Below are 13,903 nucleotides of genomic sequence, written 5' to 3' on the forward strand. Positions count from 1 at the left end.
CGCCACCCGAGGCCGTCAGCGAGTGCCGGTCCGGGCCTGTTCGACGAGCTTGCGGGCGGCCTCGACCTGCTTCTGGTAGCCGGCGAGGTCGCCGGCCTTGAGAGCCTTGTCGGCCGCCTGGAAAGCGGCGTCGGCCTGGTCGAGCAGGGCCTTGGCCTCGGCGCTGAGCGGGGTGCCGCTGCCGGACCCGCCACCCGACGAGGCACCCGCGGTCGAGCCCGATCCCGATCCCGCGTTGCCCTCCCCGGTCGTCGCCCCGGCGTCGCCACCGAAGACCTGGTCGAGCGCCTCCTGGAGGGTGTCGCCGATGCCGACGTGTTCGCCGAACCGCACCGCGACGAAGCGCAGCACCGGGTATCCACCGGTTCCGGTCTGGCGTTGGGCGTAGATCGGCTGTACGTAGAGCAGTCCCCCGCCCATGGGCAGGGTGAGGAGGTTGCCATGGGTGGCCGACGCCGACCCGCGGTTCTGGTACGGCAGGAGCTTGGCCGAGACCTTCTCGTCGGCGGTGATGGCGCTGGCCGTCTGGTTCGGTCCGGCGATCTGCGTGGTGCCCGACATCCGCAGCACGCGGATCTGCCCGTAGCCCGGTTTCGTGGCGTCCGAGCCGACGGCGACGTAGGCCGCGAGGTTCTGCCTCTTGCTGGGCACCATGACCGCGGTCGCCGAGTACTGGGCGCTGGCGTCGCCGGGCCAGGTGATCGTCAGGTAGTACGGCGGCTCGAGGCCGGCGTTGGTGCGCACCGGGTCGTCGGGGGCCTCCCACACGTCGTTGCGCTGGTACCAGGTGTCCGGGTTGGTCGTGTGGTAGCGGCCGAGCACCTGACGCTGCACCTTGAAGAGGTCCTGGGGGTACCGCACGTGGGCCAGCAGGCCGGCGCTCATCGCCGAGCGCGGCTGGACCAGCCCCGGGTACACCTTCTGCCAGGTGCGCAGGATGGGGTCCGAGGAGTCCCAGGCGTAGAGCTTGACGGTGCCGTCGTAGGCGTCGACGACGGCCTTGACGCTGTTGCGGATGTAGTTGACCGGGGTCGTCTCCTGGGCCACTCGCGACGGCGTCGTCGAGTCGGAGGCGGCCTCGCGCAGGTCGACCCGGGTGGAGTTCGGGTAGTCCGATGACGTCGTGTACCCGTCGACGATCCACACCAGACGACCGTCGACGACGGCCGGGAGGGCGTCGGAGTCGACGGTGAGCCACGGCGCGACCTTCGAGACGCGGTCAAGCGGGGCGCGGTCGTAGAGGATGCGCGAGCCGGCGTGGACCCGGTCGGACAGCAGGAGGTTGATGTCGCTCATCCTCGTGGCGTACATGGCCCGGACCATGGGATTGGTCAGCGAGACGCCGCCCTTGCCGGTGTACGTCGTCATCGTCTCGGTGCCGGTCGTGCCCGATCCGCCGCCCGGGGTGTCGAGTTCGACCGGTTGGGCTCCCGGACGTGCCCCGACGACGACCCACTGGTCGGACATCTCGCCGTAGTAGACCCGGGACTGCTGCTCGGCGATCGACCCGGTGGTGGGGATGTCCTTGGCCAGCCACTCGGGCTCCCCCGAGTTCTGACGCCGGCTGCCGGCCGCGGCGACCATGCCGAAGCCGTGGGTGTAGACGGTGTGGATGTTGTTCCAGCTCTTGTCGCCGATACCCGCCTCGTCGATCTCGCGGGCGGCGACGACGGCGTCGGTGGACCGACCATCGATGGTGTAGTGGTCGACGTCGAGGGTCCTGGGGAACGAGTAGAACCCGCGGACCTGCTGGAGCTGTTCGAAGGTCGGCGCGATGACCGACGGGTCCATGAGGCGGATCGACGGCAGCGCCTCGGCATCGGCCTTGAGCTGACCGGCCGAGACGCTCGTCCGCGCCGCATAGTCGGTGATCGTCGTCTGGTCGATGCCGAAGGCCTTGCGGGTGGCCGCGATGTTGGCGCTGATGTAGGGACGTTCCTTGTCCGGGGCGTCCGGGGTCACCTGGAAGCGCTGCATGATGCCCGGGTAGATGCCCTGGACGATGATCGTCGAGACGAGCATGAGGACGATGCCGAGACCGGGCACCGCCCAATGCCTCAACCATGCGTTGACGACGAACAACGCTGCGACGAGGAAGGAGATGACGGCGACGATGATCCGCGCCGTCGCCCGGTAGTGGTCGGCGGTGTACCCGACGCCGGTGAACAGCCCGTTGTCGGACAGGGCCAGACCGTAGCGTCCCAGCAGCGCCGAGATGCCGAAGACGACGAGGGTGAGCGCGACGAGGATCGACAGATGCCCCTGGGCCCCGGCGCTGAGGAACCGACGATGCGCCCGCCGCGTCCCCGGCCCGCCCTGGGCGGCCCCACCGGCCCGGACGGCACCGGGCGTCATGATCGTCGGCACGACCTGGACCGCGCCCATCGCCAGATGGACGCAGAACGCACCGATGAGGCTGACGATGAGGGTCGTCATCGCCAAGGAGGTGCAGAACCGGTACCACGGGAAGTCGAAGACGTAGAAGGACGCGTCTTTGCCGAAGTAGGGGTCGCGCACGCCGAAGGGGACGGCGTTCCACCAGGCCAGCAGGGTCGACGTCTGGCTGGCGGCCGATGCCGCGGCGAGCAGCCCGATGAGCGTCGCGGGGGCGACGATGGCCGCGCCGTGGTGGGACCGGAGGAACCCCTGGTACCGAGCGAGCAGCTCCGAGGACGTTCCGGAGGGCGATGCCGGCCGCAGTCGCAGGGCCAACCGCATGTTGGCGCCGACGAACGTCGCCACGAGGACGAGGGTGACGACGAAGAGCAGGGCGCCGGTGATGGTGCGGGTGAGGAAGACGGCGCGGAACCCGATCGCCGAGTACCACAGGAGATCGGTACCCAGTGCCGAGGCGATGGCCCAGCCCAGGACGAGGGCCGCGACGGTGACCAGGACGATGCGCAGGACCCGCCGCGCCCGGCCGACCGAGCCGGGCTGCCGGCCACCGGGGCCGGTGCGACGTGGCCTGCCGGGCTGGTTCGCGGATCGTCGCGGGGTCGGGCTCATCGTCCGGGCTCCGGGGTGACGGTCTGCAGGGTTCGAGCGAGCGCTGACTCGAGGGCCGGAACGAGGTCGACCCCGCCGAGGAGATCCTCGGGGTGGTCGAGCAGCCGCGCCAGGCCGTGATGGGTGCCGTCGCGCAGGGCGCCGACGACGACACGGACGTCCTGACGACGCGGGTGCGCCGCGACGAACCGGGCGGCCTCCTCGGGATCGGCGGGGATCTCGTCCTCCACATCGGCCGGCAGGAAGACCCGCTCCAGGGTGAGGGCGGCACCGGCGACCGTGTCGGGCCACATGATGGTGTCGAGGGCCGCCTCGACGTCGTCGCCGGCGTGGAACCCGTCCTGCTCGATGCTCGAGAGGGAATCGGGGGAACCGGCACTCACCTGACCGACGAGGGTCGGTTCGGCGGCCAGGAGCTCATCGGTGCGCACCAGGGCGAAGAGTCGTGCGGGAGCCCCCCAGCCGGCGTCGGCGACGAAGCGGTCGATCTCGGCCAGGGCCGCCACCAGGGCGTCCGAGGGGTTGGCGTCGTCACTCAGCAATGGGGAACCTCCTTGACGTCGACCCCGGACCGGATCTTCTGGATGGCGGAGATGGCCTCCTTGAGGCTGGCGACCTTGACGAGAGTCATCGTCGAGGAGGTCCCGGCCAGGTCGCGACAGTTGGACGCCGGCACGAGGAAGATCCGGGAGCCGTCACGCTGGGCGCCGGCGACCTTCTCACGGATGCCGCCGATCGCACCGACCGTCCCGTCGGGGGCGATCTCGCCGGTGCCGGCGACATGGAGCGAGCCGATGAGGTCGGCCGGGGCGATGGCCTGGTAGATCGCCAGCGACATCATGAGCCCGGCGCTGGGACCGACGATGTCGGAGGGAATGTTGTAGGTGACCGTCGGGGTGTACCGGTAGCCGGTGCCGACCGAGATGCCGATGACCGGGATCTTGGGGTCCTTGCTCGACGAGGCCGTCATGACGTAGAGGTTGCGGGTGGTGCCGTTGCGCAGCACGGTGATGGCCACCGAGTCGCCGACGGTGTGCTTGCGGATCGCCCGCTGGATGTCGGCTGCCGACTGCACGGCGGTGCCGTCGACCTTGGTGATGAGGTCACCGGGCTGGATGACGTTGTAGGACGGCCCGGAGGTGCTCACCGCAGCGGCCATGGGCAGCTCGGTGACGGGCTGGCCGGCGGCACGCAGGGCTGCGACGACGGCGTCGCGCTGGGAGGTGTCCATCATCTGCACCTCGTCGGCCTTGACCTGGTCGCTGCTGCGTCCGGGTTGGTAGACGGCTTCCCGGGGCAGGGCGTCACGATGCGGGAGCCACGCCGCGACGAGGGCTTCGGCCAGGCCGACGTGCGAGTCGACCTTGGTGACCGAGACCGTCGTCATGCGGATCTCGCCCTTGCTGCGCCGCGAGGTGAGTCCCTGGACCTGGATGATGGGCCGGTTCTGGGCAGTGGTTCCGGCGAGGTTGACGGTGCGGCCGGGAGCCCAGGTGACGAAGGGCACCGGGATGACGACGAGGGCGACGATGATGACGACGAGGACACTGGCCGCGGCGACGGCCGTCCACCGGTGCGGGCCGACGGTCGACGGGCGGTCGATCCGGTCCGCGGGGGACGGATCAGGGCTGGTCGCGGCGGCTGGCATGGCCGCCATGCTACTTCCTCACGCCGTTCGCGCCGCACCTACACTGGGTCGCGTCCACGAGCAATTCGACCGCAGCACCGAGGAGCAGGCCCATGAGCGACTCCGGCACCCCTGGCCCAGGCCAACCCGATCCCGAGGAGATGGCCGAACAGCTGCGCCGCATGATGGCGCAGATGGGCATGCCGGTCGGGGACGACGCCGCCTCCTTCGTGAACCAGCTCACCCAGATGTTCCAAGGGTTGTCGGCCGCCCAGACGGCGTCAGGACAGAACGGGCCGGTCGACTGGTCGCGCATCAAGGACATCGCCCGTCACGTCGCCGCCTCCCAGGGCCCCGACCCGACGCCCGGCCGCAAGGAGCGCGACGCCCTGCTCGACGCCTCCCGGCTCGCCGAGAACTGGCTCGACCAGGCCTGCGAGTTCGCCCAGGTGAGCGCACAGCCGGCGTGCTGGAGCCGCGCCGAGTGGATCGAGCACACCTTCCCGGCCTGGCAGAGCCTCGTCGAACCGGTCCTCACCTCCCTCTCGGACGCCCTCGTCGGCCTCGTCCAGTCGCAGACGCCGCCGGAGCAGGACCCCATGGCCGGGCTCGTCTCGATGATGGGGCCGTTCTTCAAGCAGATGGCCGCGAGCCTCTACGGGGCGCAGCTGGCCGAGGGGCTGGCCGAGTTGGCGGCGACGACGGTGAGCGGCACCGAGGTGGGCCTGCAGGTGCTGTCGGTGCCGCAGGTCGTCACGCTGCCCGCGAACGTCGCAGCCGCGTGGAACGATCTCGACCTCGACCCGCGCGACGTCGAGTTGTACCTCGTGCTGCGCGAGGCCGCTCGGCAGCGTCTCTTCAACTCGGTGGGCTGGCTGGGTCCGCAGCTGCTGGCCCTCGTCGAGCACTACGCGCGGGAGATCCGGATCGACTCGTCGGCGATCGAACAGGCCATCGACGTCGACGACCTGCAGAACCTCACCCCCGAGAGGATGCAGGAGATGTCACAGCAGCTGCAGGGTCGGCTCTTCGAGCCCACCCGCACCCCCGAGCAGGAGGGCATCCTGGCGCGCCTGGAGACCCTCCTCGCACTCATCGAGGGGTGGGTCGACGAGGTCACCGGCCAGGTCGCCGCGACGTGGCTGCCCAGTCACGCCCAGCTCGTCGAGGCGCTGCGTCGGCGTCGGGCCACCACCGGCCCGGCCGAACGGTTCTTCCAGTCCTTGCTGGGTCTGGAGTTGCGTCCGCGTCGGGTGCGGGACGCCGCCAACCTCTGGGCGGCGCTGCGCGACGCCAAGGGGACCGTCGGGCGTGACGCCGTCTGGCACCATCCCGATCTCGTGCCGACGGCCTCCGACCTCGACGACCCGCTGGGCTATGTCGCCGGGGAGCAGGAGGCGCCGCACGGTGCGGAGGACCTCGACGCCGAGCTGGAGCAGCTGCTGCGCGACGAAGGTCAGTGAGCGCGGGCTGCCGATCGCGTCGTCCGGGTGCGGCTCACCAGTCGCCCGGGTCGTCCGTGGGCTCGTCACCGTCACGCTCGGCGTCTCCCTGGGCCCAGGACCAGCCGCGGAGGAATCCCTCGGCCTCCTGGGCCCGCGGATGCCGGGCGACGAGGGTCCTGAACGCCGGCCCGTGGTCGGCGTGGACGAGGTGGCACAGCTCGTGGAGCAGGACGTAGTCGACGACCCAGCCGGGGAAGGCCTGCATGCGGTCGGACAGTCGGATCTCCCCGGTCGTGGCGGTGCACGATCCCCAGCGCTGGTTCTGGTTCGTCACCCAGCGGACCGACGTCGGGCGCACCGGGTGACCGACGTGCGGGTCGAGGTAGGTGTGGGCCAGGGTCCTGGCGCGTCGGGCGAGGTCGTCGTCCCCCCGATGGGAACGCCGGCGTCGGGCGAGCACCTTGCCGACGAGGTCCTCGACGCCGCGTCGTTCCTCCCGCGGATCCATCCCCCAGGGCACCATGACGAGGATGCCGTCGCCGTCCCGGCGGGCCGAGAGCGTCCGGCGACGGCGTCGACTGCGGCGGATCGTCACCGCGGGCCGATCAGGGGTCGGGGCCAGGTACGACTCGGTCATGGGCCCATCATCGCTCACGAGGACGGTCACTGTCGCGGGCTCGTGGGCACCTCGCCCGCTCAGGTGGCGTCTTGCCTCATGTCAAGATGTCCGGATGAGCGCAGCGCTTGCCTCAGCTGAAATGTCCGGATGGAGATGAGTCAGGCGGCGGGTTGGTCGGTCTGGGTGCGACGTTCGGCTAGGCGGATGAGTTGGTTCTGGATGTCGGTGATCCGCCGGGCCAGATCGGCGGGGTTGAGCCTGTCGTGCTCGGCTGCCAGGCGGGCCCGTGTGGCGGGGTCCAGGACACGGGAGTCGACCAGCCGCTGGTAAGGGGTCTTGGGCTTGTCGTAGACCCGCTTCTTGCGCCCCGCGGAGGTGGTGGTCCAGCCGATGGCCTTGACGCAGGGTAGTAGGTGGTTCTTGCGGGCCATCACCAGGGGCCACAATTGGTTGAGCAGCTGAAGCTCGGTTGCGGTCTCGTAGCGGTATCTGAAGGCGTGGCGGCGGACCCAGTCGCCGTTGCGCTGCTCGACGTGGGCGTTGTCGTTCTTCTTGTAGGGCCGCGAGCGGGACATCGCGATGTCGTGGCCCTTCGCCCAGTCGATGAGGCCCCAGTTGATGAACTCCGACCCGTTGTCGACGTGGACCTCCGCCACGGGCACGGGCATCTGGTCGACGATCCGGTCCATGCCGGCCCCGATGTGGACGAATGCCTTGTTCTTGACCGTGGTCAGGACCGTGTAGCCGGAGACGGGCAGGGTGGCCGACAAGGTCCACAGGAATTCCCCGACCAGGGTGTGGCCGCAGTGGGCCACGGTGTCGACCTCTACCAGCCCGGGATCGGTGATCGGCCCGTCCAGGCTGGTGCGCAGGGGCACCGCGGCACGCAGGATGTGAGGGGCGGGCCGGGTGGCTGACAGGCCGGCGGCCGGGTAGGCGGCGTCCTTGAAGGGTTTCAGGTACCTGTCGATGGTGGCCGCCGACATGGAGCGCAGTTCGGTCAGCACCGCGGGGGTGGCCCGGCGGGTGACTTTCCCGAACTCCTTGAAGCGTTCCAGCCTGTTCAGGGTGTCGTCCATCACGGGGGCCAGGTACTTCCCGGAGGGCTGACCCGTCACGCTCCACACGTGCTGGAGGACCTTCACGGCGTCGTAGGAGTACTTGCGGGGCCGGGGCCGGCGCTTCTGCTGGGACGCGGCACCTTTCCGCGTCAGGGCTGCCCGGATCGCGCGGCGGGCGTGGTCACGGGTCCAGCCTGTGGTGGCGGTCAGGGAGTCCAGCAGCACCGACTTGTCCTTCTTCGATGCGGCCCGGTACTGGTGGGCGTACTTCTTGGTGATCTCACGGCGTGCGGCCATCGACAGCTCCCGATCCATGGCCCGGGCCTACACCGTCAGTACGCGGACATCCTCATCTGAGGCACGTGCTGCCGCATCCGGACCTTTTACGTGAGTCTCGTCGGNGTACTTCTTGGTGATCTCACGGCGTGCGGCCATCGACAGCTCCCGATCCATGGCCCGGGCCTACACCGTCAGTACGCGGACATCCTCATCTGAGGCACGTGCTGCCGCATCCGGACCTTTTACGTGAGTCTCGTCGGGTGGTTGACCGGGACGGCCGGAACTCACTAGAGTCTGGCCAGACCCCCGGATCGCGGGTGTGCAGGGGAAGGCACACCGTACGGTCCGGGGGTTCTCGCTTCGTATGGTGTTGCCCGGGCGCCGTCGGGTGTTGCCCGGGTGTTGCTCCCGACCGGCCCGGTGTTGTCCGTTGTCACCGCGGTGTTGTCCGTCGGTCTCGGGATCTGGCCCCGCGGCCGGCGGACGGCAAGGGTGGGACCCATGATCCGACAGACCTTCCACCTCGACGCCGAGCTCGTCGCCGTTCCCGGCGGGACGAGGGTGCTCGCCGCCGACGGCCGCTGCTGGCTGCTCACCGGTGCCACCCGGGACGACGTCGCCGCCCTGCGCCTGCCGCGGGCCCTGGTCGATGCCCTGCTGGGGACCGGGATCGTCCGGGCACCACGGCATCGCTCGGTGGCCGTCGTCGGTTCGTGCGGTGCCGCTGACGACCTGGCACGGCGGCTCGGCGCGGATCCGGGCCTCGACTGTTCCTTCGTCGACGCGGCGCCCGGACTGGGCCGACCGGCCACCTGGCTGACGCTCGGCCTCGACCATCGCCGACACCCCACCGATCTGGCCGTCGTGTGGCCCGACGACCCGCTGGGATCGCGCCGTCTCGTCGACCTCCTGTGGCGGCGCGGGATTCCGGTGGTCGTGGCCTGGGGAACGACGAGCACCGGGTTCGTGGGGCCCACGAGCGTGCGCGGTCATGCCGTGTGCCAGTCGTGCCTCGACCTGTCCCTGGCCGGTCGGGACGCCTCGTGGACGTCGACGGTCGCCTCGGTGCGCACGACGAGCTGCGCACCGTGGGTCCTCGATCACCTGACCACCGAGATCGCCCGCAGATCGACGGGCTCGCCCTGCCCGGACTGGGCGGCGTGGTCGAGGTCAGGGGTGCGTCGCGGGACGGTACCGGTCAGTCCGGACTGTCACCGCTGTCACGAGGGCGCATCGGAGGAGGAGCCGTGGAGCACGGCGAGCAGATCGGTGGCGTAGCGCTCGACCTTGCGTCGTCCGATCCCCGGCAGGGCGAGGAGGGCCTGTTCGTCCTCGGGCAGGTGCTCGGCCACGGCCAGCAGACTGACGTCGGTGAGGACGACGTAGGGGGGCACCGAGTCGGCCTCGGCCCGTTCCTTGCGCCAGGCGCGGAGCCGGTCGACGAGTTCGGGGCTGACGTCGACCTCGCACGCCAAGTGGTGCCCGAGCTTGCGGTCGGTGGCGGCCGTCAGCGGGCCGCCGCACACCGAGCAGTCGACGACGCGGTGGCCACGGCGTCGCCCGGGCGCCGAACCCCTGGCCGTGCCCTGCCGCGGGGTGCCCGGCAGCCCGCGCAGGAACCGCGAGATGCCCCACCGGCCCCGGGCCGCCCCGGTCCGGGGGAACGAGATCCACAGCTCGCGTCGGGCCCGGGTCACCGCCACGTGGAGCAGGCGCCGCTCCTCGGCGAGCTCCTCGGCGCTCTCGGCCATGATGAACGGCACCATGGTGTCGCTCACTCCAACCAGGGCGACGACGTCCCACTCGAGGCCCTTGGCGGCGTGCATGGTGCACAGCGTGACGCCGTCGCTCACCGGCACGTCCTGACGTCGCGCCCGCTCCCCCAGCTCGGCGACGACGGCGGCCAGGGTGGCGGCCGGGTCGGCGTCACGGACGGAGCGCACGACCTCGTGGAGGGCCTGCAGCGACTCCCAGCGCTGTCGGACGGCCCCGTGTCCCTCGGGGGGTTGGTCGGTCCAGCCCTGGTCGGCCAGGACGGCGTCGGCCACCTCCGCGCCCGCGTCGGGGTCCGTCTCGGCACGACGGGCGAGCATGGTGAGCGTTCGGCGCACCTCGGCGCGTTCGTAGAACCGCTCGGCTCCCTTGACGACGTAGGGCACGTCGGCAGCCGCCAGGGCCGACTCGAGGGCCGGGGACTGGGAGTTGACGCGATGCAGCGCGGCCATCTGCGACCAGGGCGTGCCTGCTTCGTGGCGGGTGCGGAACCACTGGGCGACGGCGTCGGCCTCGGTGGTGTCGTCGGCGAAGGAGGCGTAGTGGGGAGCAGGTCCCGGCTGGCCCTGGCCGCGCAACCGCACGCCCTGACCGTGGTGGGCGCGCTCCTCGTCGTCGAGGTGATGGACGAGGACCGTGTTGGCCAGGGCGACGACCGGTTCGGTCGAGCGGTAGTTGCGCACGAGCTCGATGCGGCGGGCCCCGGGGTGGTCGGTGACGAAGTCCATGAGGTAGTCGGCCCGCGCTCCGGCGAAGGCATGGATCGACTGGTGCGGATCGCCGACGACGCACACGTCGTCGCGCCCGTCGAACCACAGCTCCAGCAGGGAGTGCTGGATCGGCGAGACGTCCTGGTACTCGTCGACGACGAAGTGGCGGTACTGCGAGCGGACCTGTTCGGCGACGTCCGGGTGGTCGCTGAGCAGGCCGACGGCGCACAGGAGGATGTCGTCGAGATCGATGACGCCGGCCTCCTGCTTGGCTGCCTCGTACCCGGCCAGGATGCGGCCGACCATGGCCGCCGACACACTGGCGACGACCCGGCCCTGGGCACGGGCCAGCGGGGCGTACTGGTCGGCGGGGATGTTGCTCACCTTGGCCCAGGAGATCTCCGCCGACAGGTCGCGCAACAGGGCGGTGTCGACGCCCAGGCCCGCTCGCCGCGCCGACTCGGCCACCAGCGGGAACCGGCCGTCACTCACCGGCGGCAGTTCGCATCCGTACGCGCGGGGCCAGAAATACCTCACCTGGCGCAGGGCGGCCGAGTGGATGGTGCGGGCCTGGACGCCGCGCACCCCGAGCTCCTCCAACCGGGTCCGCATGGTCCCGGCGGCACGGGTGGTGAAGGTGACCGCCAGGGTGCGCCGCGGGTCGAGCACGCCCGTCGACGCCCCGTAGGCGATGCGGCGGGTGATGGCCCTCGTCTTGCCGGTGCCGGCCCCGGCGATGACGCACACCGGCGCTCCGAAGGACGTCGCCACCTGGCGTTGTTCAGGGTCGAGGGCCTCCAGGATCGCCGCGGCATCAGTCACCCGACCACCATAGGGTGCGACGACGACAGGTTCGTGACGGGCTCGGTGGGCGGCGTCGGTCTCGGTGGGTTCTGGCCGCACTCATCGCATCGCTGCTGGCCGGCTCCGTGCTGGGGTCGCTCCTCCACCGTCCCTACTCGTGGAACACGACGATCAGCGACTGACCGACGCAGACCTGCGTCGTCCCGGTGTCGTGGAGTCGTCGTCACACGGTGAACGGCACCGCAGCGAAGCGTGACCGAGGTTGCGCTCATACCGAGGGTTCGGGCGCCATCGAACCTGCGGAGCGCGCCCTGCTCACCGCAATGCGGGGTCCCCATGAATGACGACACCGTGTAGTACGACAGGGCGGTCACGTCCTCCGCGATCTATCGGCGTGCCTTCGTGCGCCCGCGTCGTGACGCCCGGGACAGGACGATCGTCAGGATGGCGAGTGACACGGCAATCCCAGCGAGCTGACGGCTGTTCCCATCCGACACGATGACGACCAGGGACACAGCGACGGCAACGATCCCCACCGCCCACGCGGCGACAAGAACCACGCGATTCATGATGACCTCCTGTATCACCACTGGACTGGCTCTTCAGGATCCAGGGTGTAGTTGTGACTTGACTGTGTGAGAGTCTGCTGTAGTTGGCCTGTGGGGCCGGGGTGCGTGGGGGGAGGACCCTGCGCGAGGATCGGAGTGTCTTGAGTCCCGTCCTCGTGAATCGCAAGGTCCTCCATGAACCACGCTACCTTCGGCGCCCCCGACCTGACCACATTCGCCCGTCTGGACGAACTCGGTCTGGAGGTCACCGGCCAGCTGATCAGTGATGAATCGGCCTGGGTTTCGTTCCGTTCTTGAAGCAAGGATGGAACACGATGAACCAGAAGTACTCTCCCGAGATGCGCGAGCGCGCGCTGCGGATGCTCGATGAGGCCAAGGCCTCTGGTGAGCACTCGAATTTGATGTCCGCCGTGCGGCATGTTGCGGGGCTCCTCGGGATGAGCGCGGAGACGCTGCGGGTGTGGCATCGCCGCCGCGAGGTCGACGCCGGCGCGAAGCCCGGTGTCTCGAGCGATGTCGCTGAGGAGAACAAGCGCCTGCGCCGCGAGGTGGCCGAGCTGCGGAAGGCGAATGAGATCCTCAAGGCTGCGAGCGTGTTTGTCGCGAAGGAGCTCGACCGGCCCTGACCGGGATGATCCGCTTCATCGACGAGTATCGAGAGCGGTTCGGGGTCGAGCTCATCTGCCGGACGCTGCGCCCGGCAGTGCAGGGATTCATCACGTCCCGCGGGTATCGCGCCGCGAAGACCCGCGTAGCCTCCGCCCGGCAGCTGCGCGACGAGCTGCTGGTGCCCGAGGTCGCCAGGCTGCATGCGCAGAACTACGGCGTCTACGGGCGGCGGAAGATGCATGCTCTCCTGAAACGGCAGGGGTGGGGCATCGGCCGCGACCAGACCGAGCGCCTCATGCGCCTCGCGGGAGTGGGTGGGGTTCGCAAGTCGAAGAAGGTGTTCACGACCAGGCCGGACAAGGCGCAGGCCCTACCGCGGGACCTCGTCCAGCGGCGGTTTCCTGCGGACGCGCCGCGCCGACTCTGGGTTGCAGACATCACGTATGTGGCCACCTGGGCGGGCTTCGCATACGTCGCGTTCGTCACCGACGTCTATTCACGTCGGATCGTGGGCTGGAACGTCGCGGCGACGCTGCGCGCGGAGGTGCTGCCGCTGCAAGCGCTGGACATNGGGGCCGGGCGGGCGACCCCCTGTTCGGGGTCAGGCTGACCCTGCACACGGGCCGGGACCTGCTCACCGACCGGCAGGCCGCCCGCCTGGAACAGGTGTTCGCCGCCGACGCCCACGCCCCGGTCCAGGTCACCTGGGCGGTCTACCAGGAGATCGTGGCCGCCTACCGCGCCGAGAACCGTGCCGAGGGCAGACGCATCATGGCCCACCTCATCGACGCGATCGCCACCAAAGTCCCGAAGGCCCTGCCCGAAGTCACCACTCTGGGCCACACCCTGAAGAAGCGGGCCGACGACATCCTGGCCTACTTCGACCACCCCGGGACCTCGAACGGGCCCAGTGAAGCCATCAACGGCAGACTCGAACACCTCCGCGGCATCGCCCTGGGATTCCGCAACCTCACCCACTACATCACCAGATCACTCCTGGAGACCGGAGGATTCAGACCCCGACTACACCCTGGATCCTGAAGAGCCANTGAAGCCATCAACGGCAGACTCGAACACCTCCGCGGCATCGCCCTGGGATTCCGCAACCTCACCCACTACATCACCAGATCACTCCTGGAGACCGGAGGATTCAGACCCCGACTACACCCTGGATCCTGAAGAGCCACTGGACTGTCACGAAATGATACTTCCAGCCGGTCACGTATCCTCGGTAACTCATCCAGGGTACCCCCTACTCATCGCATAGTGGCTGCATGGGTTGAGGGCGATTGCGGTGGGGCAGGGTGTGGCGCAGCGCTGCGCGATCCTGGCCTCGCAGGCGCAGAACTGTCGTACCTGTCTCATAGAGTCGTCTTCATACCGATGACCCGCGTCCGCCGC

11 protein-coding genes and 1 pseudogene are annotated in these 13,903 nt (G+C 69.8%); 6 read left to right on the forward strand and 6 right to left on the reverse strand.

What is annotated here, in order from left to right; translation table 11 throughout:
- Positions 1–15 precede the first annotated feature (15 nt).
- Genes E0E30_RS06420 through E0E30_RS06430 form a run of 3 tightly spaced genes read right to left on the reverse strand, consistent with a single transcriptional unit; the run spans position 16 to position 4,654 of the window.
- Positions 16–3,006: a UPF0182 family membrane protein gene (locus E0E30_RS06420; RefSeq protein WP_130865596.1), complete on the reverse strand. Its 2,991-nt coding sequence runs from the start codon at positions 3,004–3,006 to the stop codon at positions 16–18.
- Positions 3,003–3,548, reverse strand: coding sequence for a PPA1309 family protein (locus tag E0E30_RS06425; RefSeq protein WP_130865597.1), 546 nt, complete (start codon positions 3,546–3,548; stop codon positions 3,003–3,005). The genes E0E30_RS06420 and E0E30_RS06425 overlap by 4 nt, the downstream gene beginning before the upstream one ends.
- Positions 3,542–4,654 carry a YlbL family protein gene (locus E0E30_RS06430; protein WP_245306528.1) on the reverse strand — a complete coding sequence of 371 codons (1,113 nt, stop codon included), beginning with the start codon at positions 4,652–4,654 and terminating at the stop codon, positions 3,542–3,544. The genes E0E30_RS06425 and E0E30_RS06430 overlap by 7 nt, the downstream gene beginning before the upstream one ends.
- 92 nt (positions 4,655–4,746) lie before the next feature.
- On the opposite strand from E0E30_RS06430, the gene E0E30_RS06435 reads away from it, so the two are divergent.
- Positions 4,747–6,096, forward strand: a complete 1,350-nt coding sequence (locus tag E0E30_RS06435; protein ID WP_130865599.1) for a zinc-dependent metalloprotease — start codon at positions 4,747–4,749, stop codon at positions 6,094–6,096.
- 34 nt (positions 6,097–6,130) lie between these two features.
- Here E0E30_RS06435 and E0E30_RS06440 read toward each other — a convergent pair whose 3' ends face one another.
- Together E0E30_RS06440 and E0E30_RS06445 are read right to left on the reverse strand one after the other, a co-directional pair.
- The gene (locus E0E30_RS06440) at positions 6,131–6,715 is read right to left on the reverse strand and encodes a M48 metallopeptidase family protein (protein ID WP_130865600.1); all 585 of its coding nucleotides are present in this window, start codon (positions 6,713–6,715) and stop codon (positions 6,131–6,133) included.
- Between the two features lie 140 nt (positions 6,716–6,855).
- Entirely contained in the window at positions 6,856–8,073 is a 1,218-nt protein-coding gene (locus E0E30_RS06445) for an integrase catalytic domain-containing protein (protein ID WP_130865601.1), read from the reverse strand.
- Positions 8,074–8,538: 465 nt separating this feature from the next.
- Here E0E30_RS06445 and E0E30_RS06450 point away from each other — a divergent pair, with 465 nt between their 5' ends.
- Positions 8,539–9,315, forward strand: coding sequence for a hypothetical protein (locus E0E30_RS06450; protein WP_130865602.1), 777 nt, complete (start codon positions 8,539–8,541; stop codon positions 9,313–9,315).
- Here E0E30_RS06450 and E0E30_RS06455 read toward each other — a convergent pair.
- A complete protein-coding gene (locus E0E30_RS06455) occupies positions 9,258–11,342 on the reverse strand; it encodes an ATP-dependent DNA helicase UvrD2 (RefSeq protein ID WP_130865603.1) in 2,085 nt (694 codons plus the stop codon). The genes E0E30_RS06450 and E0E30_RS06455 overlap by 58 nt on opposite strands.
- A 725-nt stretch (positions 11,343–12,067) precedes the next feature.
- On the opposite strand from E0E30_RS06455, the gene E0E30_RS13755 reads away from it, so the two are divergent.
- The 4 genes and pseudogenes from E0E30_RS13755 to E0E30_RS06470 all read left to right on the forward strand — a co-directional run.
- Positions 12,068–12,190: a hypothetical protein gene (locus E0E30_RS13755; RefSeq protein WP_280953319.1), complete on the forward strand. Its 123-nt coding sequence runs from the start codon at positions 12,068–12,070 to the stop codon at positions 12,188–12,190.
- A gap of 17 nt (positions 12,191–12,207) precedes the next feature.
- Positions 12,208–12,519 (forward strand): transposase, encoded by a 312-nt coding sequence (locus tag E0E30_RS06460; protein WP_130865604.1) that lies wholly within the window; start codon positions 12,208–12,210, stop codon positions 12,517–12,519.
- A gap of 5 nt (positions 12,520–12,524) precedes the next feature.
- Entirely contained in the window at positions 12,525–13,112 is a 588-nt protein-coding gene (locus E0E30_RS06465; protein ID WP_130865605.1) for an IS3 family transposase, read from the forward strand.
- Positions 13,067–13,543 (forward strand): annotated as a pseudogene (locus tag E0E30_RS06470) (transposase); the annotation flags it as partial. The gene E0E30_RS06465 and the pseudogene E0E30_RS06470, both read left to right, overlap by 46 nt.
- Positions 13,544–13,903: the final 360 nt, after the last annotated feature.

This window comes from Acidipropionibacterium timonense (assembly GCF_900605005.1).
Classification (GTDB): domain Bacteria; phylum Actinomycetota; class Actinomycetes; order Propionibacteriales; family Propionibacteriaceae; genus Cutibacterium; species Cutibacterium timonense.